Below are 20242 nucleotides of genomic sequence, written 5' to 3' on the forward strand. Positions count from 1 at the left end.
TAGTCACAAGGCCGCCCTTCCTAAACCTATAGGGTGCTTCTCTTAGGACAGAAGCGCACTTTCTTTCTCCGGAAGGAAAATTTCGAACACGTCTCCATGCTGGAGGATGGTGATGTCCTTGTCCTTCACTTTCATAACGACTACTTCCGGCTTGGTTTTCATGCGTTCCAAATAATTCTCGGGAACTTCGCCGGATTCGCTGACCATGACACCTTCGATTTCTTTTTCTTCGTTATCCGCGAGCGGTGTACTCAGCACCGTTTCATATATATCGGAAAACAACTCAAAGTTTTTGGTGTAAACGGCAATACATTTCATCTCGATATCCCATCCTTAATTATTTTCTATGTTTGGCTTGTAGGCTGATGTTCCTTAGTTTTCCTGCTCTTGGGCAACTTCATACGTTTTTTGCCGGCGGGGCATGTTTCAAGCAGCGGGCAAACCTCGCATTGGGGATTCTGGGCTTTGCAGTGATAGCGTCCGAAAAAGATAAAGCGATGATGGGCTAACGACCATTCATCCTTAGGAATCTTCTTCATCAGTTTCTTCTCCACCTCTAGCACCGAATCGGTTTCCTTGGCGAGACCGAGCCGTTTGGAGACACGCTCGACATGGGTATCGACAGCGATGGCCGGAACGCCGAAAGCATTGGAAACGACCACATTGGCGGTTTTGCGCCCTACTCCCGGAAGCTCGACCAGCTGTTCATGCTTTTCCGGAATGCGGCCGTCATATTTCTCCAGGATCATTTCACAGAGCTTCTGTATATTTTTGGCCTTGTTGCGGAACAAGCCGATTCGGCGAATATCTTGCTCGAGCTCCGACAAGGGCACGGACAAATAATCTTCGGGCTTCTTGTACTTCTCAAACAGGGATACCGTTACTTTATTAACCGTTTCATCCGTACACTGGGCGGACAGGAGGACGGCGATGGTTAACTCGAACGGATTGGAGTGATTCAACTCGCAATGCGCGTCGGGGAACATGGCAGCCATGGTGTCCAGAACCTGACGCATATGCTTGGAAGTCATCCTTGCTGCCCCACCTCCCTGCTGCTGACTTCGAACTTTCATTAAATTTCAGTCTATCGGAGTTTAACCCAATTATCAATGCCTTCCATCCCAAAAAAACGAATTTTTTTAGGCAAAAAAAAGAAGCCGCTTGTCCGACAAACGGCTTCTTGGCTCCCGTCCCAAGGACAGGCTAAGATTTCTTGATCGGATGGTCCAGTCCGACATGACCCATCAAACTGTCTACGGCTTTGCCGTCCACCAAGAAATCCACGGCTTTTACTTCCTCGAATTGAAAGAGAGTTTTTTTCAACGCATCGATCAAAAGCTGCTCCCCGGGAGCTCCCAGTTGAGATTCCTTCGGCACCGTAAGATCAATGGTCAATGTTCCTTCTTTAAGATCCGCCTTGTTGAAACTCATTCCTTCCGCAAGAGGCACGACTTGGGCATCCACCTTGACCTTCATCGTATTCAAAGCGGAAAGGTATTTGGAATTATCGGTCGTATAGCGGAGAGTAGACACTTTCTCCACAAGCTGACTTCCGTCCGCATTGGCGTAATAGACCTTGGCTTTGACTTCCTTCTCTTCCGTGGGAGGAGCCGTTTTGGCCGACGGAGAAGGCGCCGTGCTCGGGCTTGCAGACGGGCTGACGCTCGGGCTAGGGCTGGTGCTAGGACTCGAAACCGCAGCCCCCTGCGTTTTGTCCGGGTTTTTGTTATTCTGTCCGCAGCCGGAGAAAACCGCAAGGGCACAGGCCGTCAGCAGAAGAAGCGGTAATGATTTGTTGGGCATCGACGACACTCTCCTTAGTTCAGGTTCAGATACTGCTTGATACCATTGGCAATTCCGCCTGCCACCCGGTCCTGGAATGCGGCATTGAACATTTGCGGCTCGTCATTCGGACTCGAAAGGTATCCCACTTCAAGCAGCACCGCCGGCATATTCGTATATTTGACGACACGGAAATCGTTCTGTCTTACCTGGCGGTCAGGGAGTCCTGCTGCGGCAACCAAATTCTTGTGCATAATGTTGGCAAGCGACAGGCTTTCGGGTCTCCAGTAATAGGTTTCCGATCCGCTTGTGGAAGGAACCCATTTGTTCCCGTGAATCGACACGAATACGTTGGCTCCCAGGTTATTCGCGAACTCACAGCGTCCGTCAAGCGTCACGAACGTATCGTCGCTGCGGGTCAGATAAACCTGGATATTCGGGTTCTGATCCAGAATCTTCTTGACCTTCAGGACCATGGTCAGATTAAAGTCCTTCTCCTGCTTGCCGGAGATCGAAATGGCACCCGGATCCTGATCCCCGTGGCCAGCATCCAGCACAACCTTGTACTTCGCATTTTTCAGCTGCACCACGACTTGGCCTTTGGATCCGTCCTCAATCAGGCTGTACCCCGATTTCACCTTAAGATCAACCACTACGCGGATGGTCGAGGTGGCGGGATCGTTCACGGCATAACGAATGGCTGAGATGGAAGGGTTCGCGGTCCACACTCCCCCCATCTGACCGGCACCCGGTACCATGATGCCTGATCCGAAGGTAGTTCCCGGAAGGTCAATAACCAGCCTTTCCGGATTCGACAGGTACATCAGCTTGCTTTTGATCGGTCCGCTGGCTTTGATGATGATTTGATCCCCGACCGATTCCATGGAAGTAATCTGGGGAACTCCCGGCTTAGGGGTTGGGGTTGGTGTCGGACTAGGTGTCGGTGTCGTTCCGCCATTAGACGGATCAGGAGTCTTTACGTAGACCGACTGGGTGGCGTCATCCCAATCCACAAGCAGTCCCAGTCTCTCCGCGACAAACCGCACCGGAATGAGCGTATTGCCCGCAAGCAGCACGGGAGCCGCTTCCAATGTGATCGCCTTGGAATTAAGGACAGCTTCTTTCTTGTTGATGACCAGCTGCATGTAAATGTCCGCTTTTTCTATGGTCACCATCTGCTTCGCTTGGTCCCAACTTACTTTGGCGCCCATGTTCTCGGAAATGATACGTACAGGAACCATCGAATAATCGCCGATCTTGCGGGGAGCGACTTCTGGGTTTAACTGTTTTCCGTTGAAATAGAGCTTGATATCGGCTTGGGCGGCAAAAGTAAACTGGGGAATCAGAACGGTGAGCAGGAGCAGCGACAACATGGAGACTAAAAGCTTTTTCATCATTCACCTCTGGGACTTAATAGATTCTGCGTGCGGACGATAGATTAGACGAGCTTCCCGACAAAAAGTTGCGAAAAAAATCCCCCATTGCCAGAAAATTCTGTTTCAATGGGGGATTTTCGGGTATTTTGTTAAGTTAGGCTCTTACTTATAAGCGATTCTTTGCTCGTTCTTCTGCTCGTAGGCGCTGATGGCATCGGCATGCTGAAGGGTAAGCCCGATGTCGTCCAGCCCTTGAAGCAGGAACTGACGGCGGTGCTCGTCAAGGTCAAAGGAAATCGTCAAGCCTTGATCATCGGAGATCGTCTTGTTCTCGAGATCAACGGTCAGCTGGTAACCAACGTTAGAAGCCGTGCGCTGGAACAGCTCTTCCACCTGCTCTTCCGAGAGCTTGATCGGCAGAATTCCGTTCTTGAAGCAGTTGTTGTAGAAGATATCCGCGAACGAAGGAGCGATTACCACGCGGAAGCCATAATCCATGATCGCCCAGGGGGCGTGCTCCCGGGAGGAGCCGCATCCGAAATTGGCACGGGACAGGAGGATCGAGGCGCCTTGGTAACGCGGCTGGTTAAGCGGGAATTCCTCGTTCACTTCCCCGTTCTCAAACCATCTCCACTCGAAGAAGAGAAACTGGCCGAAGCCGGAACGCTCGATTCTTTTTAGAAATTGCTTAGGGATGATTGCGTCGGTATCTACGTTAACCCGGTCGACCGGAACAGCCAGACCGGTATGTTTTTTGAATGATTCCATAGAAAGGGACTCCTCTCGGTTAGTTGAATTTCCAGTCGCGGACGTCTACGAAGCGTCCTTGGATCGCAGCAGCGGCTGCCATTGCAGGAGAAACCAGATGCGTGCGTCCTCCGCGTCCTTGACGGCCTTCGAAGTTACGGTTGGAGGTCGAGGCACAGCGGTCGCCCGGATCCAGTACGTCGGGATTCATCGCGAGACACATGCTGCAGCCGGCATCCCGCCACTCAAAGCCCGCTTCCGTGAAAACCTTGTCGAGTCCTTCCTTCTCCGCCTGAATCTTAACACGGCCCGAGCCCGGAACCACGATCGCGTTTACTTTGGAAGAAACCTTGTAGCCCTTCGCTACGGAAGCAGCGGCACGCAGGTCCTCGATCCGTCCGTTCGTGCAGGAACCGATAAACACCCGGTTGATTTCAAGCTCGCTCATCGGAGTTCCCGGAGTGAGGCCCATGTATTCGAGGGCTTTCTCGGCGGCTTTTCTTTCGTTCTCCGTTGTGAAATCGGCCGGATTCGGCACCGTTGCCGAGATGCTCGTTCCCATCCCCGGGCTCGTTCCCCAGGTCACTTGCGGAATCAGGGAGTCGGCGTCAAAATCCACTACGCGGTCGTAGACAGCACCTTCGTCCGTAACGAGCTTCTTCCACTCTTGGACGGCGGCCTCGAAAGCTTCACCTTGGGGAACGTATTCCCGTCCACGCAAGTAATTGAAGGTTGTTTCGTCCGGTGCGATCAGACCTGCACGAGCACCCGCTTCGATGGACATGTTGCACACCGTCATGCGCTCTTCCATCGACAAGCCTCGGATGGCTTCCCCGGTATACTCGATAACATAACCGGTAGCAAAGTCCGTTCCGTACTTGGCAATAACGCCAAGGATAAGGTCTTTAGCCGTTACTCCCGGATTCAGCTTGCCGTTGATGCGAACTTCCAGCGTCTTGGCTTTGGACTGCTGCAGACACTGGGTAGCGAGCACATGCTCCACCTCGCTCGTTCCAATCCCGAACGCCAGAGCACCGAAGGCTCCGTGTGTGGAGGTGTGGCTGTCCCCGCAGACGATCGTTTTGCCAGGGTGCGTCAGACCGAGCTCAGGCCCCATTACGTGCACGACGCCTTGATCCACGCTTTTGAGATCATACAGCGTTACGCCGAAATCCGCGCAGTTCTTGCTCAGGGTATCGATCTGCTGCCGGGAAATTTCGTCCGTAATATTGAAACGGTCCTTGGTTGGAACGTTATGATCCATCGTTGCGAAGGTCAGGTCAGGACGGCGCACCTTGCGGCCGGAAAGACGAAGCCCTTCAAAAGCTTGCGGAGACGTTACCTCATGCACCAGGTGAAGATCGATATAAATGATGCTGGGCTTTCCTTCTTCCTGATAGATAACATGATTATCCCAAATCTTCTCGAACATTGTTTTTGCCATTATGGTCACCTCTATAAAGATTACATTCTTGCTTTCTATTTTTACATATTAGCATTTCCTTCTTCATTGTTCCAAGATATAATTACTATAAGATTTATAGGCAAAGATAATAAGAGGTGATCTCATGGAACTCAGACAGCTTCAGTATGCCATCCAAATCGCCACCGAGAAAAACTTCTCCCGGGCCGCAGAGAAGCTGCATATCGCCCAGCCATCCCTGAGCCAGCAGCTGTCCAAGCTGGAGAAGGAAATCGGAGTTCTACTCTTTCAGCGCAACACGAACTCCGTGGAAGTCACCCATGCCGGCTCCGTCTTCGTGGAGAAAGCCCAGATCATTCTCGACCGGGTCGCCCAGCTCAAGAAGGAAATGGAAGATATTTCCCAGATGCGCAAAGGCAAGCTGGTGGTCGGAAGCCTTCCTATCACCGGATCTCATATTTTACCGTTGGTTCTGCCTGTTTTTCATGCCAATTATCCCGAAATCGAGGTTGTTCTGATTGAAGATACCTCCGCCAATCTCGAATCCCTCATTTCGAGCGGTCAAACCGATATCAGCCTGCTGACGCTCCCTCTCGAGGAAGCCTCGCTATCTTGTCAAACGCTTATAGAAGAAGAGATCTGTCTGGCGGTTCCTCCCCAACACCCTCTCGCTCAAACAGACGAGAACCGGCGGATCAGCGTGGCCGACCTTAAGAATGAACCTTTTATTCTACTGAAGAAAGGCCAAGGGTTCCGTACCATTGCTCTGGATCTATGCCGCCGGCATGGGTTCGAGCCCCATATTGTTTTCGAGAGCAGCAACATTGGAACGGTTCAATCCCTCGTAGCCGCAGGGATGGGGATTGCTTTTGTACCCTCCATGATCGCCAAGCAGCAGGCCGGTTCCTTTACCCCCGTATACCGGCATCTGGAAGGAGCTCCATTCCGAACACTGGTGATCGCCTACCGGAAAGGGCGCTATTTGTCCAAGGCCGCGGAGGCTTTCATCTCGACCTTGACCGATGTAGTCAAATAAACGCTTCGTCCGTGAGAAAGCCGCCATTCCCATGGCGGCTTTTTTTGGTGAAAAGTCTGATCAGAATCCTTTTCCCAGAAGTTACCCTTCATCGGATTGGCGGTATAGAGACGGCCGCCGGTCCTCAAACACCGGTATTTGGCGGCGGATCCCCTCCACCAGTTCAAGATCCAGCTCAGTGGTCAGGATTTCCTCCCACTCCCCGCCCTCGGCTAGAATTTCACCCCACGGGTCGATAATAAGCGAGTGTCCAAAAAATTCCGTGGTACCGCTTATCCCTACCCGGTTGCAGGCCACCACGTACATTTGATTCTCGATGGCCCGGGCCATGAGCAGGGTACGCCAATGGTGAAGCCTTGGATTGGGCCACTCAGCCGGTACGAACAGCACATGGGCTCCCTCCAGGGCCAGCGTCCGCGCGAGCTCCGGGAAACGAATATCGTAGCAGATCATCGCTCCTGCTTGAACCCCGCCAAGCTCCAATCGTCCTCTTTTGTCCCCGGCCTTAAGGTATTTCTCTTCGTCCATCAGACGAAACAGATGGATCTTCGAATAGTCGGACACCAGGCGTCCTTCCCGGTCAAAAGCGTAAATGGTATTATAAACGTCGCCGTCCCTCTTCTCTGCAATAGAACCGGCGATAATGTTTACTTGATGGGTGCGGCAAAATTCCGCAAAAAATGCTTTTGTCCTCTCCCCGTTCTCGTCGGCGAGCTCCGTTATGCGGTCGAGGGCATAGCCCGTGTTCCACATTTCTGGCAGGATGAGCACATCCGGCTTAGGTTCCCTTCCTACCGCTTCCTTTAACATCCGTTTCACTGCCGCAAAATTGGCGTCCGGATCTCCTATGGCTACATCCATTTGAAGAACGCTTACGTTCAGCTTGCTTCTGTCCATGGTTTCACTCCTCATTCCTTCAGCAGGCTATTTCCGGGTACCCGGATGAGCCCTTCCTTCTTTTCACTATAAGGAAAGTTTACCGGCAATTCAATCCCTGTTGAACCGATCTGAATGCACGGGTTGTCCTATACTTGAACAACGAAACATGGTAAATTGGTTTTATTGTCATGATGAGAACTGGAGTGAAGACCAAATGAACAGCCGCCTGCCTAAAGGCATCCAAATCACACCGGCCGACCGGATGAGAGAGCTTCCGGCTCAATTTTTTGCCAATCTGGTCCGTAAGGCCAATGAACAGACTGCCCTCGGGCATGACGTCATCAACCTGGGCCAAGGAAATCCCGATCAGCCTACCCCAGCCCACATTGTCCGCAAGCTTCAAGAGGAAGCGGCCAATCCCCTTTATCACAAATACCCTCCGTTCAGCGGATTTGCGTTCCTAAAGGAAGCCATCGCCAAGCGCTACAAGGAAGACTACGGGGTAACGCTCGATCCCGAGAAGGAAGTCGCTATTCTGTTCGGCGGCAAAACCGGCCTCGTCGAGATCAGCCAGTGCCTCCTGAATCCCGGTGATGTCTGCCTGGTACCGGATCCCGGCTATCCCGATTATTGGTCCGGCGTGGCACTGGCCGGGGCCCGCATGGTCTTTATGCCTTTGCGAAGCTCTAATGCCTTTCTTCCGGATTATTCGGAGCTTTCGCCACAGGATTTGGACGCCGCCAAGCTGATGTTCATCAATTATCCCAACAATCCTACCGCCGCTTGCGCCCCTTCTTCCTTCTACGAAGAGACGATCCGGTTCGCGGAACAGAACGGGATCGTGGTGGCAAGCGATTTTGCTTACGGGGCCCTTGGCTTCGAAGAGAAGCCGATCAGCTTCCTTCAGCATGACGGAGCGAAGGAAGTAGGCGTAGAGTTCTATACCCTGTCCAAAACCTACAACATGGCCGGCTGGCGCGTGGGCTTTGCTTTAGGTAATCCGGACATCATCCGGGTGATCAATCTTATGCAGGACCACTATTACGTCAGCCTCTTCGGTGGAATTCAGGCGGCCGCCGCAGAAGCCCTAACCGCCTCCCAGGATTGTGTGGCCGAGCTTCAGGCCTTGTACCGGGGTAGACGGGACGCCCTGTTCAGCGCTCTCCAGGAAATCGGCTGGGAGGCCACGCCATCCCAGGGCTCCTTCTTCGCCTGGCTGCCCGTCCCGAAAGGCCACACCTCCAGCAGCTTTGCCGATCTTCTCCTTCAGGAGGCCAAAGTGGTGGCGGCCCCGGGAATCGGCTTCGGCGCCCATGGGGAAGGGTATGTGCGGATGGGCCTGCTTACCTCGGAGGAAAGACTCCGGGAGGCCGTTCAGAGGATTGGCCGGCTGAATTTGTTTTAAGCTCAACACCAAAAACCGCCGAACGGAGTTCGGCGGTTTTTCTCATCCTTCGTCGGTCAGATCCCGCAGGATCCCGGGTAGCCGTCGTTCTTTTTCATTTCTTCGAGGTTCTCCTGAATTTCTTTGTCCTCGGGCATTTCCGCCACCAGCTTAACCTCTGCCGGGGCATGAGGCGCTTGCGGGCGCTTATCGGGCTTTTGGTCCATGCCAACTCACTCGCTTTCTTTAAGGCTAAGTCTAGCTTGCGGCAAGTCCGGCCCGACTATTCCCCTGCCTTAATATCCCCAGATTTCCGTTTCGGTGATGCTGTTCCACAAGTTGATGCTATTGCCGTGGCCGATGATTCGGACATAGCGGGCGGACGGATTGGCCAGGTCGTAAGCTTCAAGCCCTAATGTTGTTCCGCTGCTCGCTCCACTGTAGACCGAGGTCCAGGTAGTCCCGTCGTTCGAGACTTTAATATCGAAGGATGCGGTCCGGGCATCCCCGTTGTACCAGGCCACTTTCACATGATCGACGGTCTTGCTGGCACCCAAATCCCACTGAATCCACTGCCCGTCTCCATTAGCGGACCAACGGGTAGCCAGACTGCCATCCAGCGTATTGGCCGGCACATTGCCGTCGTCGCTGCTTGCCGTAACGTTAGTCGAAGGGGTGGTCAACCGGGTAGCATTCATGACATTTCCATGGGCGGCAAGCTGAGTCGGGGTGACCTCATAATCGTAGACGGCCACTTTGCCAATCGCTCCTTGGAAGAAGGAAGCCAGGTCCCGGGTACCGATCCTCATCGGGGCCGTGCCGTCTCCAGGGATAATATTGTAGTCGGATAACCGGTCTTGATCCCGGAGAACGCCGTTCTTGTAGATTTTGGTATAGCCGGTTGTATAGGAACTGCTCGTATTAACGGTATTGATCACTAGGGCGTAATGAATCCATTCCCCGACGGTTACCGGATCCTGAAAATACGATCCGGCTCCGAGACCGCCGGTCAAATTGAACGAATACCCGCTTATCCGGTTGGGACGGTTCTCCGAATTCGTATAGTTATACATACGGGCCACCCAGGAATGCTGTCCGGCTTCGCCTTTCCCCATCCAATGAACGTACCCGCTGCCTTCCGAATGGGCAAACTGCAGAACGTCGGGTCTTATCCAAGCTTCAATGGTCAGAACTCCCGTTCTTGTGACTTCCAGGTAAGGATGATCAGGGATGGTGAAGTATTGGTTAATGCCGTTAAAGACAGGTGCGGTGTCCCCATTGGGCATGATGGTGGAAGACGGAGTTCCGGTAAATGAACCGTTCAAACCGTGCCCGGTCAAATCTGTCGTCGCTCCAGGGGCAATCGGCCAATAGCCGACGGGATGATCCGCCAGCACCGCATTGTCATAAGGGGTTGCTGCCAAAGTCGTGCCGGGAAGAAACAGAGAAGCGGATAACAAGGCTGAAACCCCCAACATTACGCATGCTTGCTTCCTAACCCTTCTCATCACTGCGTTCATCATAACTTCTTCACTCCTTCTTGGTTTTTCAAACCTTAAAGAGAAGAGGCGACTGAACTTTACCTTTCGACCTGGCAATCATCAAAGAAGCTTCTGATAGCGGACGTAACGTTTCCAAGGACGGTAGCCGAGCTTTCCATAAAAGTCTTCATAGGCCGTCGTATCGATCACGGTCTTGCGGATGCCCCGCGCATGCAGAAAGTGAATCCCTGCCTGGACGATGGCAAGCCCATAGCCGTGTCCCCGATAACGTTCGTCAATTCCTAGCGGCCCAATGCCGCCGAGCTCATCCTCAAACAAAGGAGACCAATAAATATTTTGGGCCAGGAGAGGGGAATGCGAATCGTTGATCCGGCAGAAGCCAATCATCACCCCCTCCCTCTCCGCGATAACAAATTCTCTACCCGTACCGCCGAGTTCCCAATAATGAAGTGTCTGATATGACCATCTTCCCGGAAAACAGCGGGTTAAGAAGGCGTTTAGCTCTCCGGCGTCCGATTCCTCCGCTAGGCGGAAGGTGACTCCGTTCCCTTCAGGAAGCGGTTCGGGTTCGGCCTTCTCGTCATCCCTATAGAGATCCATAACCTCCGCCTGCCGAACGTATCCTCTTCTCTCCAACCAGAGCATCGTTTCCGGGTTCGTTTCCGGCACGCCTGGAAACATGCGTCGGTGAAAGTCGTTCCCCAGATGTACTTGGCGCACCCCGTTATTCAGAAGAGCATCCTCCGCCAGCTCAAGCAGTCGGTTCCCCAGCCCCTGCCGGCGAAACGAACCGGATACCAACAGGGAATGAATCCATCCGGATTCCGTTCCGAAATCCAGTCCGTCTTTCTTTTCCCTCCACTGCTTGGAAACGACCAACCCGATGACACGGTTCGAGTCTTCGTCAATGGCCACTCTTGTTCCCTCTTCGAGCAGATTGGGATCGCCGAGTACGTTTTGAATCATTAAAGCTTCCCGCATGGGAAAAGAGCTTCCCCACTCTTCGTTCCACAGCTGAACCAGATCGTCGATCCGATCAGCCGATACCGGCTCCAGTAACATGTCCTGCCTCCTTAAGAAAGTTTCTCTTGGTCGACATCTTGTTCTTTCCCTTCTTCACTGGAACGGTACACCGCCTCCACCACCGCTACTACGCTCCGGGAATAGGCCATGGAACATTCCGGCTCTCTTCCCGTACGCATACATTCGAGAAGCTCCCGGAATTGAAGGACAAACGGTTTGTCCTGAGGAGGTACTTCCACCTGCCGGTACTCGCCCCCCTCGCTAACCCATAGGCCGGTGCCGGTCTGCAAACGGATCCTTCCGTTTCTCATCATAAGTTCGGTTTCATGGCGGGGCATCCCCGGGTAACCGACTGCACCATAACCGCCGGGATTCCAGTGGCCGTTTCCAGGAAGGCCATTCCGGCTCCCTCTACATCGCCTCTGTCCATTCCATGATGGACGGAAGCCTTCACTCGGGTCACCGGAGAGCCGGTCAACCACTGGATTTTGTCAATGGAATGGGAGCCCAGGTTGGTTAGAATTCCTCCTCCCGCCTTGCTCTTCTCGAAGAACCATCCGGGCCGGTCCGGCCGGTCATACGGAACGTGCCGTACCTCCTGAATCATGACCAGCTCTCCCAGTTCCCCGCTGTCGACCAAGTCCTTAGCCGCCAGATTCTCCGCAATATAGTGCTGCGTATGGCCTACCATGAGTATAGTGCCGCTCTCACGCACAGCCTGGATAATGTCGTCGCATTCCTCCGTGGTAAGGGCCATCGGTTTCTCCAGCAAGATGTGACAGCCCTGCGCGGCTGCAAACAGAGAAGCTTCTTTGTGCAGAAAATGAGGAAGAGCAATGATGACAAGGTCCGGTCTTTCTTTCTCGATCATGACGCGGTAATCGGTATAAGCGTTAATCCCGAACTGGGAGGCTAGCTCCGACGCCCTCTCTTCCCGGATTTCGGCTACGGCCACCGGTACCAGCCCTTCTATTTCCTGCATGGCTTCCAGGTGCCGGACGGCAATGCCGCCTCCTCCCGCTACTACGGCACGGTAAGTCATTGTTACGCCTCCTAATGTGTGCCGGAGCGATCCGGCAGGCTATTTTTGCTGGGCTTTTTGAGAACGGTCATGAGCCGTTTTGTAAATTTCCGTGATTTTATCCAGCCCAAGCTTCTTCATCTCTTCCACGTATTTCGGCCATTCGTCCAAACTGCGTTCTCCCAGGATGAACTTGGTAATATTCTCATCGCGTTTCTTCGTGATGGTATCTCCTACCGTGGACAGGATCTCCATCTCTTCCGGCGTAAACGCAGGACGAGGCTGCTGCTCGCTGTCGTATTGAGGAGCCTGCTTGTAGGCGGTCTGCAGTTCGGGAGAAGACAGCGAAAGATGGGCATCATAATCGAACAGGATATAAGCGCCATCTGTGGACAATCCCGTTTTCTTCCGTAGGTCGGCTACATCCGCATACTTCTCAATAAACTGTTTCTTCCCGTTCACCGTCTGATAGGTCGTACCCTCTTTGCCCCAGCTGACCAGGTTCCGTCCTTCTTCGGTATAGAAGAAATCAAAGAACTTCATGACGTCCTTGATCTTCTTCGAGGTAGACGACACCATAAAGCCCGCCTCGACATATTGCGTATACGCATTTTTACGCGGCCCTCCGCTCCAACCGGCAGGGGTAGCCATGAAAGCCAGATTGAACGCCGGATTGTCCTTGCGCAGGGCTGAGTTGAAGAAATCGATCCGGCCGATATAGTCCACGGTCACGAACGCACGGTCGGTTGACATGAGATCCTGCCACACCTTGGTATCCACCGAAAGAAAGTCAGGCGGAATCAAGCCCTCTTTGTAAAATTTGTTTAAGTACTCGATCAGCTTCTTGTAATTGTCCTCGACAGGACCGTAGCGCCAAGTTTTCTGCTCGAAACTGTAGTACATGTCATGCCCGGTCTGGAAGGCGGGGGCAAAATTTCGGATGTACTGAAGACCCGAACGGAAAGACAAGGGATAGCTCTTAGGGTAGGCTTCTTTGATTTTCTTAAGGGAGGCATACAAATCGTCCCACGTTTGGGGCTCGCTAAGGCCAAGCTTCTTAAACACATCCTCGCGGTACATCCAGTTCATCCGATTGGTTTCCCCGATCCCCTGATTGGGGAATAAGTACATCTTCCCATCGGAAGAGAGGGCATTTTGGGTTTCGGTCGGATGCTCGCTCATCCACTTTTTGAAATTCGGCATATCCTTGGCATAGTCCAAAATATTAACCAAGGCCCCCTGCTGGCCGTATTTGTCGGCTAGCCCTTTGCTAAGGGTAAACATAAGATCCGGCAAATTACCCGAAGCCACCGTTACGCTTAGAGCATCCTCAATTTTACCGGACGGGACTTGAACATCCAGGGTTACCCCCGTTTTTTCCTTGAAAAGCTTCCAAACCAGAGCATCTTTGTTGTACGGCCAACTCGGGTGGGAGTTATCCAGAAACGTGAAGGTCTGCTCCTTAACCGCAGTCGCTCCCTCTCCCCCAGGCGTAGGCGTAGCCGCTGCACGGTCATCCCCCTTGCTGGAGCACCCGGCAAACGTGGTTACTATCATCCCTGCTGCGATAAATATCGGCAATCCTTTTCTCATGACCTCATTCTCCCTTTATATGGTATGTCTAACGGATACCTATATCAAGCGCTTACTAGCCTTTCACAGAGCCGATCATGGCGCCTTTAACGAAATATTTTTGAAGGAATGGATAAACCAGTAGAATCGGCAGGGTGGATACCACAATCGTAGCAAACTTAAGCGAATCGTCTACCACCAGGTTATCCCCTCCTACACTGGAAACGTCGGAAGAAGTAATCTGGCCCTGCAGGACAATATTGCGGAGAACCACTTGAAGCGGGAACCTATCCTGGTCGCGTAAATACAGGAGGGCGGAAGTAAAGTTGTTCCATATGCCAACCGCGTAGAAAAGGCCGATGGTCGCCAGAACCGCTGTGGATAGAGGCAGTACCAGCCGAAAAAAGATTCCTATGTCGTTGAGCCCATCCAGTTTGCCCGATTCCTCTATCTCCTTAGGCATCGCGCTGAAGAAGGTCCTCATGACGATCAAATTCCACGTGCTTATGGCGGTTGGCAGGACCATTGCCCAAATCGTATCGATCAATCCATAGCTTTTGACGACGAGAAAGGTAGGAATCATTCCCCCACTGAAGAACATGGTGAAGACAATCAGGAGTGTGAAGGTTTTGTGCAGGGGCATCTCTTTTTTGGAGATAGCGAAAGCACCGGCTGACGTGATGAGCAGAGAAACCGTTGTTCCCAGGGCGACATAGAGGATCGTGTTCAAATAGCTCGTGGTGATCCGGGGATCATTCAAGACCAGCCGGTACATTTTCAGATTAAAGCCTTTCGGCCAAAGACTGACTTCCCCTTTCAGAACATAAACGTCCTTGCTTAAGGAAACGGCAATCATATACACAAAAGGCAGAAGAGTCGCCGCCACGACACCGAGCAGCAGGATTCCAATGATAAGATCCGTCCCATTCCATTTGGCTTTCATCTTGCTCCCCCCCCTTTACCATAAACTGGTATCCCCGACTTTTCGGCTTATCCAGTTGGCGGAATAGATAAACACCAGGCTGACGATCCCCGTAAATAAATCGATAGCCGTCGCGTAGCTGTAATTGCCCTGGCCGATCCCTGTCCGGTATACATAGGTACTGATGATATCCGCCGTTTCATAAACGGCCGGGTTATACAGCAGGAACACCTTCTCGAACCCGATATCCAGAACGTGCCCGACGTTAAGAATAAGAAGAATGACGATGGCCGGTGTGATGCCGGGTAGAGTAACATGAACGATTTTCTTCCACCTGCCCGCCCCATCCATTTCGCTGGCCTCATACAGCTGGGGATCAATGGAGGTCAGGGCGGCCAAATAGATAATGGTTTCCCAGCCGACATGCTGCCAAATTTCCGAGAGCACATACACCGGGCGGAACAAGTCAGGCTTGACCATAAAATTGATCGGATCGAGTCCGAAGGCTTGGAGCATGTGATTAACCACTCCGCTGGACGGCGAGAGAAAGAGGATGACCATGCCCGCCACCACCACATTGGAGATGAAATGAGGCAGGTAACTGACCGTCTGAACGAATCGTTTAAAGAAAGCATTCTTCACTTCATTCATCAGAATGGCCAGAACAATGGGAGCCGGAAAGCCGAAAACCAGCTTATACAGCCCAAGCAGGAAAGTGTTTTTAATCAAGAGGAAAGAATCGGGATTGTTAAGAAACAAGCGGTAATATTTGAGTCCCACCCAATCGCTTGCCCATATCCCTTTAAACAAGTTGTAATTCTTGAAAGAAATCATAAGGCCGAACATGGGAGCATACTTGAACATCAGATAGTAAAGGAGGGTTGGCAGGAAGAGCAGAAGCAGGTATTTGCCTTTGTTCCATCTTTGAAGAGGGGAAGACCGTACCGAGCGTTTGACGGCTGAGGATACGGAGGGCTGGGCGGCCGCGGTTATTTCATTCAAGGGCATAACCTCCGTGGTTTGGGATGAGGACATCTTAGCATGGAAAAATCCGTTAAAGCTATGATGAGTCCATCGGAAGCTTTGCTTATTTTCGAAAACCTATAAAAAGGAGAAGAATCGATAAAAGTAAGAAGAGCCCTTTTCTTCCTGCATGGTATACTTAAGCTACCTATGCTAATGGGAAGGGGCTTCTATGACCGCCAAACGAATCCACCTTAAAAACCACGGAGGCTCGCTTTTTTATCGGCTGCTCGCCAGCTTTGTCGCCATCATTACGCTCCTGGTGTCTCTGCACCTGATTACCTACTCCTTTTTTCGCAGCAGCATCAAAGAGGAGATTATCCATAACAGCAGCCTGAATTTGAACTCCACCGTGACCAATTATGAGAAGCATATCAAGTTGATCAAAGGCTTCCTGATCGGCTTGTCCGTTAATGACCGAACGGAGGTATTGAAGAGAAGCACCCAACACTTTAACTATAGCCTGGCCAGCCAGCAGCAGCTCGAGCTTCAAAGAACCATGAACAACTCCCTTCTCTTCCTTCAAGATGTGGCGCTTTATTTTGCGGACATTCAATATGTAATCGATCAATTCGGAACGCGTGAAGCGAAAACCATGTTCACCAAGCTTTACCAGTCTGACTTTTACCCGGAGTCTTTTTGGCAAGAGGAGTTGAAACGTTCGTTTACCTTCCGGCTGTACCCAGCCGCGGATTATAAGGAGACGAATGCTTTTTATACGACCTTCCTAGGCAGACTCATGCCGATCATCGTGAAACAGCCTTCCAATCCCCAGTTCGGGATCATAGGATTTTTGGACAGCGACAGACTTTACGAGCAGTTTCATCCTGTCAAAACGAACGGACTCTTTTATATCCTTGATGAGTCCGGTTCCCTGCTTTATTCCTCGAATGGAACCCTTATTCCGGACAACTATCCCACCGGTTCGCCTGATCCCGGGTACTTCTTGCTGGATAACAATTATTACTTTACGGAGAAAGGGCCGGAGACGGGCTATACCTATATCAGTGTCGTTCCTTTTGCCGACATCTCCCACAAAATCCTCCGCCTTAATGTCATCACCATAACCGTTCTTCTGGCCTCTCTTTTTGTCGGCGTAGCCGTTTCTGTTTTCTTCTCGACCCGATTTCATAATCCCATCCTGGCTATCCTGCAATCCATTCAGTCGATGCATCCGACTCCTCCCCTTCCGAAGCAGAGTCCGATCAAAGAATATAATCTGATCAGCGAGAAGCTTCAGGAGCTGTTTCTGGCGAATGAACATATTCACAAGGACCTTCATACCAAAAACTCTTTGCTTCAGCAATACTCGTACCTGTCCAAAACCAAAAGGATCCACCCCGGATTTCCGGACAAAGCCATCCCGGTTGATTCCACCAAGCCATTCCAGCTAATCTTGTATGACCTGAAATATAAAGAAAGATTCGTCTCGGAGATGGGGATGGATCAAAGCCGTGCTTCTAATTACATCATGGAATTTATCAGCTCCTTGTTTTCCCAGTGCAGTGATTCTCTAACCTTCCAAATCGAAAAGGATCAAATCATCACTTTGGTGTTCGGGGAAGATCAGGATCGGCCCGAATTAACGGCCATCCTTGATAAGGTCGAACGGATCTTGAGGCTCGATGTCCAGTATTGTGACGTTACCATTGCCGTGAGCCCAACCAAATATGATCCCTTGGAGCTTAATCCCGCTTTTGAACATGCTCAAGATTTGTTAACCTACCGAAAGCTTGGGGAAGGGGTACAGGTTATTAACAGTCAGGAGGAGCAGCTGTCCGTTATTTGGCTGTCTGCTTCCGAAGAAAAAGAGTTCGCCGCCAATCTGGTCTCCGGCAATCTCTCTTTTGTTATCCCTTTTGTTAATCGTATCCTGGAGAGGGCTGCCAAAAAGCAAGCCACCCTCACGCAGATCTATGACCTCTCTCTCGAAATGACTAACCTGGTTATCAAAACGATGTATTCCATGAGCATTCCCCTTCCCCATCTGGAAAAAAACGCACCCCCGGCAAGCTTCTTAAGGAGTGCCGTACTTTAGAGCAGTTCATGGCCTTTTTTCAGGATTTCCTTACCCAGTCGGCTGCCTTGTTCCAGCATAAAAAGGCGGAGAGTGACCACATCACGAGCTTTGTGTTCGATTATGTGAACCGACATTTTGGGAGTGATTTGTCCCTCGACATCGTGTCGGCCAAATTGAACATCACCGGCGCTTATCTATCCACCTATTTCAAAGAAAAAACCGGGACAACCTTCACCGATTATATAAACAGTGTCCGCATGTCCAAGGCAATGGAGCTCTTAAAGGACACCGATCTTAAGATCCAGGATATCGCTCAGCTTGTCGGGTATTACAATGTTGCCTCCTTCAACCGGGTCTTCAAAAAGCATTCCGGCCTCACCCCCAGCGAATTCCGCCGGACCGGTTCCTCGACCGATTAGACTGGGATGTGGCGAAGGGAATACAGTCTAATCACCCTTCGCTGGAACAGCAAAAAGCCTCCCTGGCTTTCGCCAGAGAGGCTTCGGTTCGCTTGGCAACTACCCTCCTCAAGACGGCTCCGCCGTGGTCTAAGCACCCTTCGCTGGAACAGCAAAAAAGCCTCCCTGGCTTTAACCAGAGAGGCTTCGGTTCGCTTGGCAACTACCCTCCTCAAGACGGGCTCCGCCGTGGTCTAAGCACCCTCTTCGCTGGAATAACAAAAAAGCCTCTCTGACTTTCACCAGAGAGGCTTCATTTCGCTTGGCAACGTCCTACTCTCCCAAGATCCTGCGATCTAAGTACCATTGGCGCTGGAGGGCTTAACGGTCGTGTTCGAGATGGGAACGCGTGGTTCCCCTCCGCCATCATCACCAAACGTCAGGGTTTGCACCCTGAAAACTGGAATCGAAGCTTACGTTGTTTCATCCTTTACGCTCCCCTACTTCGTGCTCTCGGGGTCCCCGAAAAGTAATCGGAATCACCTTCGCAGCCTCTGCTTCACTTTTTGGGGTGTAGATTAAGCCCTCGACCGATTAGTATTCGTCCGCTGCATGCTTTACAGCACTTCCACGCCGAACCTATCTACCTCGTCGTCTACAAGGGGTCTTACGAATTGGGAAATCTCATCTTGAGGGGGGCTTCACGCTTAGATGCTTTCAGCGCTTATCCCGTCCGTACTTGGCTACCCAGCGGTGCTCCTGGCGGAACAACTGGTACACCAGCGGTACGTCCATCCGGTCCTCTCGTACTAAGGACAGCTCCTCTCAAATTTCCTGCGCCCCGCGACAGATAGGGACCGAACTGTCTCACGACGTTCTGAACCCAGCTCGCGTACCGCTTTAATGGGCGAACAGCCCAACCCTTGGGACCTACTTCAGCCCCAGGATGCGATGAGCCGACATCGAGGTGCCAAACCTCCCCGTCGATGTGGACTCTTGGGGGAGATAAGCCTGTTATCCCCAGGGTAGCTTTTATCCGTTGAGCGATGGCCCTTCCATCGGTACCACGGATCACTAAGCCCGACTTTCGTCCTGCTCGACCTGTACGTCTTGCAGTCAAGCTCCCTTCTGCTTTGCACTCTGCGAATGATTTCCAACCATTCTGAGGGAACCTTGGGGCGCCTCCGTTACGCTTTAGGAGGCGACCGCCCCAGTCAAACTGCCCGCCTGACACGGTCCTCTCCCCGGATTCACGGAGGAGGTTAGAACCTAGATACGATCAGGGTGGTATCCCAACGTCGCCTCCTCACAAGCTGGCGCTCATGACTCTCTGGCTCCCACCTATCCTGTACAGATCGTACCCAAGTCCAATATCAAGCTGCAGTAAAGCTCCATGGGGTCTTTCCGTCTTGTCGCGGGTAACCTGCATCTTCACAGGTATTAAAATTTCACCGGATCTCTCGTTGAGACAGCGCCCAAGTCGTTACGCCATTCGTGCGGGTCAGAATTTACCTGACAAGGAATTTCGCTACCTTAGGACCGTATAGTTACGGCCGCCGTTTACTGGGGCTTCGGTTCACAGCTTCGCTTGCGCTAACCGCTCCCCTTAACCTTCCAGCACCGGGCAGGCGTCAGCCCGTATACTTCGCCTTGCGGCTTCGCACAGACCTGTGTTTTTGCTAAACAGTCGCTTGGGCCTTTTCACTGCGGCCCCCTCGGGCTATTCACCCTACCGAGGCACCCCTTCTCCCGAAGTTACGGGGGTCATTTTGCCGAGTTCCTTAACGAGAGTTCTTCCGCGCCCTTAGAATTCTCTTCTTACCTACCTGTGTCGGTTTGCGGTACGGGCACCTTCACCTGGCTAGAGGCTTTTCTTGGCAGCATGAGTACAAGACCTTCGGTACTGTAATTTTCCCTCCCCGTCACAGCTCAGCCTTACAGTGTGCGGATTTGCCTACACACCAGCCTTGCTGCTTGGACAGACTCTTCCATCCGTCTGCGTCTCTTCCCTTCTGCGTCACCCCATCGCTCGTAGCGGTTTACGGTGGTACAGGAATGTCAACCTGTTGTCCTTCGACTACGCCTTTCGGCTCGCCTTAGGTCCCGACTTACCCTGAGCGGACGAGCCTTCCTC

19 protein-coding genes and 2 rRNA genes (1 of these 21 cut by a window edge) are annotated in these 20242 nt (G+C 52.1%); 4 read left to right on the forward strand and 17 right to left on the reverse strand.

Going from position 1 to position 20242, the window contains the following annotated elements; genetic code table 11:
* Positions 1–42: 42 nt before the first annotated feature.
* The 6 genes from MJA45_RS16395 to leuC form a co-directional block, all read right to left on the reverse strand.
* Positions 43–318 carry an NAD/NADP transhydrogenase alpha subunit gene (locus MJA45_RS16395; RefSeq protein WP_315602990.1) on the reverse strand — a complete coding sequence of 92 codons (276 nt, stop codon included), beginning with the start codon at positions 316–318 and terminating at the stop codon, positions 43–45.
* A 26-nt stretch (positions 319–344) separates the two neighbouring features.
* Positions 345–1031 carry an endonuclease III gene (nth, locus tag MJA45_RS16400; RefSeq protein WP_315602991.1) on the reverse strand — a complete coding sequence of 229 codons (687 nt, stop codon included), beginning with the start codon at positions 1029–1031 and terminating at the stop codon, positions 345–347.
* Positions 1032–1203: 172 nt separating this feature from the next.
* The gene (locus MJA45_RS16405) at positions 1204–1803 is read right to left on the reverse strand and encodes a GerMN domain-containing protein (protein ID WP_315602992.1); all 600 of its coding nucleotides are present in this window, start codon (positions 1801–1803) and stop codon (positions 1204–1206) included.
* A 14-nt stretch (positions 1804–1817) separates the two neighbouring features.
* Positions 1818–3176: an N-acetylmuramoyl-L-alanine amidase family protein gene (locus MJA45_RS16410; protein ID WP_315602993.1), complete on the reverse strand. Its 1359-nt coding sequence runs from the start codon at positions 3174–3176 to the stop codon at positions 1818–1820.
* A 144-nt stretch (positions 3177–3320) separates the two neighbouring features.
* Positions 3321–3926, reverse strand: a complete 606-nt coding sequence (gene leuD / locus MJA45_RS16415; protein ID WP_315602994.1) for a 3-isopropylmalate dehydratase small subunit — start codon at positions 3924–3926, stop codon at positions 3321–3323.
* A gap of 19 nt (positions 3927–3945) precedes the next feature.
* On the reverse strand, positions 3946–5349 hold the full coding sequence (gene leuC / locus MJA45_RS16420) for a 3-isopropylmalate dehydratase large subunit (RefSeq protein ID WP_315602995.1): 1404 nt from the start codon (positions 5347–5349) through the stop codon (positions 3946–3948).
* A 124-nt stretch (positions 5350–5473) separates the two neighbouring features.
* Here leuC and MJA45_RS16425 point away from each other — a divergent pair, with 124 nt between their 5' ends.
* The gene (locus tag MJA45_RS16425; protein WP_315602996.1) at positions 5474–6364 is read left to right on the forward strand and encodes a LysR family transcriptional regulator; all 891 of its coding nucleotides are present in this window, start codon (positions 5474–5476) and stop codon (positions 6362–6364) included.
* 81 nt (positions 6365–6445) lie between these two features.
* Here the strand turns inward: MJA45_RS16425 and MJA45_RS16430 are convergent, their stop codons facing one another.
* Complete coding sequence (locus tag MJA45_RS16430) at positions 6446–7261, reverse strand: carbon-nitrogen family hydrolase (protein ID WP_315602997.1); 816 nt, start codon at positions 7259–7261, stop codon at positions 6446–6448.
* Between the two features lie 196 nt (positions 7262–7457).
* Here MJA45_RS16430 and MJA45_RS16435 point away from each other — a divergent pair, with 196 nt between their 5' ends.
* Complete coding sequence (locus MJA45_RS16435; protein WP_315608038.1) at positions 7458–8648, forward strand: pyridoxal phosphate-dependent aminotransferase; 1191 nt, start codon at positions 7458–7460, stop codon at positions 8646–8648.
* A 56-nt stretch (positions 8649–8704) separates the two neighbouring features.
* Here the strand turns inward: MJA45_RS16435 and MJA45_RS16440 are convergent, their stop codons facing one another.
* The 8 genes from MJA45_RS16440 to MJA45_RS16475 all read right to left on the reverse strand — a co-directional run bounded on the left by MJA45_RS16440 (position 8705) and on the right by MJA45_RS16475 (position 15675).
* The gene (locus tag MJA45_RS16440; RefSeq protein WP_315602998.1) at positions 8705–8854 is read right to left on the reverse strand and encodes a hypothetical protein; all 150 of its coding nucleotides are present in this window, start codon (positions 8852–8854) and stop codon (positions 8705–8707) included.
* Between the two features lie 69 nt (positions 8855–8923).
* Positions 8924–10105: a discoidin domain-containing protein gene (locus MJA45_RS16445; protein WP_315602999.1), complete on the reverse strand. Its 1182-nt coding sequence runs from the start codon at positions 10103–10105 to the stop codon at positions 8924–8926.
* 123 nt (positions 10106–10228) lie between these two features.
* Positions 10229–11191 (reverse strand): GNAT family N-acetyltransferase, encoded by a 963-nt coding sequence (locus MJA45_RS16450; protein ID WP_315603000.1) that lies wholly within the window; start codon positions 11189–11191, stop codon positions 10229–10231.
* An 11-nt stretch (positions 11192–11202) separates the two neighbouring features.
* Positions 11203–11466, reverse strand: coding sequence for a hypothetical protein (locus MJA45_RS16455; RefSeq protein ID WP_315603001.1), 264 nt, complete (start codon positions 11464–11466; stop codon positions 11203–11205).
* Positions 11463–12194 carry a Gfo/Idh/MocA family protein gene (locus tag MJA45_RS16460; RefSeq protein ID WP_315603002.1) on the reverse strand — a complete coding sequence of 244 codons (732 nt, stop codon included), beginning with the start codon at positions 12192–12194 and terminating at the stop codon, positions 11463–11465. The genes MJA45_RS16455 and MJA45_RS16460 overlap by 4 nt, the downstream gene beginning before the upstream one ends.
* 39 nt (positions 12195–12233) lie before the next feature.
* Positions 12234–13766, reverse strand: coding sequence for an extracellular solute-binding protein (locus MJA45_RS16465; RefSeq protein ID WP_315603003.1), 1533 nt, complete (start codon positions 13764–13766; stop codon positions 12234–12236).
* A 55-nt stretch (positions 13767–13821) separates the two neighbouring features.
* A complete protein-coding gene (locus MJA45_RS16470) occupies positions 13822–14688 on the reverse strand; it encodes a carbohydrate ABC transporter permease (protein ID WP_315603004.1) in 867 nt (288 codons plus the stop codon).
* A gap of 15 nt (positions 14689–14703) precedes the next feature.
* Positions 14704–15675: an ABC transporter permease gene (locus tag MJA45_RS16475; protein WP_407083050.1), complete on the reverse strand. Its 972-nt coding sequence runs from the start codon at positions 15673–15675 to the stop codon at positions 14704–14706.
* A gap of 187 nt (positions 15676–15862) precedes the next feature.
* Between MJA45_RS16475 and MJA45_RS16480 the strand changes: the two genes are divergently transcribed.
* Both MJA45_RS16480 and MJA45_RS16485 read left to right on the forward strand, forming a co-directional pair.
* Entirely contained in the window at positions 15863–17728 is a 1866-nt protein-coding gene (locus MJA45_RS16480) for a hypothetical protein (RefSeq protein WP_315603005.1), read from the forward strand.
* An 8-nt stretch (positions 17729–17736) separates the two neighbouring features.
* Positions 17737–18129 (forward strand): helix-turn-helix domain-containing protein, encoded by a 393-nt coding sequence (locus MJA45_RS16485; protein ID WP_315603006.1) that lies wholly within the window; start codon positions 17737–17739, stop codon positions 18127–18129.
* Between the two features lie 299 nt (positions 18130–18428).
* Here MJA45_RS16485 and rrf read toward each other — a convergent pair.
* Positions 18429–18545, reverse strand: a 5S ribosomal RNA gene (gene rrf / locus MJA45_RS16490).
* Between the two features lie 137 nt (positions 18546–18682).
* Positions 18683–20242: ribosomal RNA gene (locus tag MJA45_RS16495) — 23S ribosomal RNA — on the reverse strand; it runs 1361 nt beyond the window's last position.

Source organism: Paenibacillus aurantius, assembly GCF_032268605.1.
Lineage (GTDB): Bacteria > Bacillota > Bacilli > Paenibacillales > NBRC-103111 > Paenibacillus_AO > Paenibacillus_AO aurantius.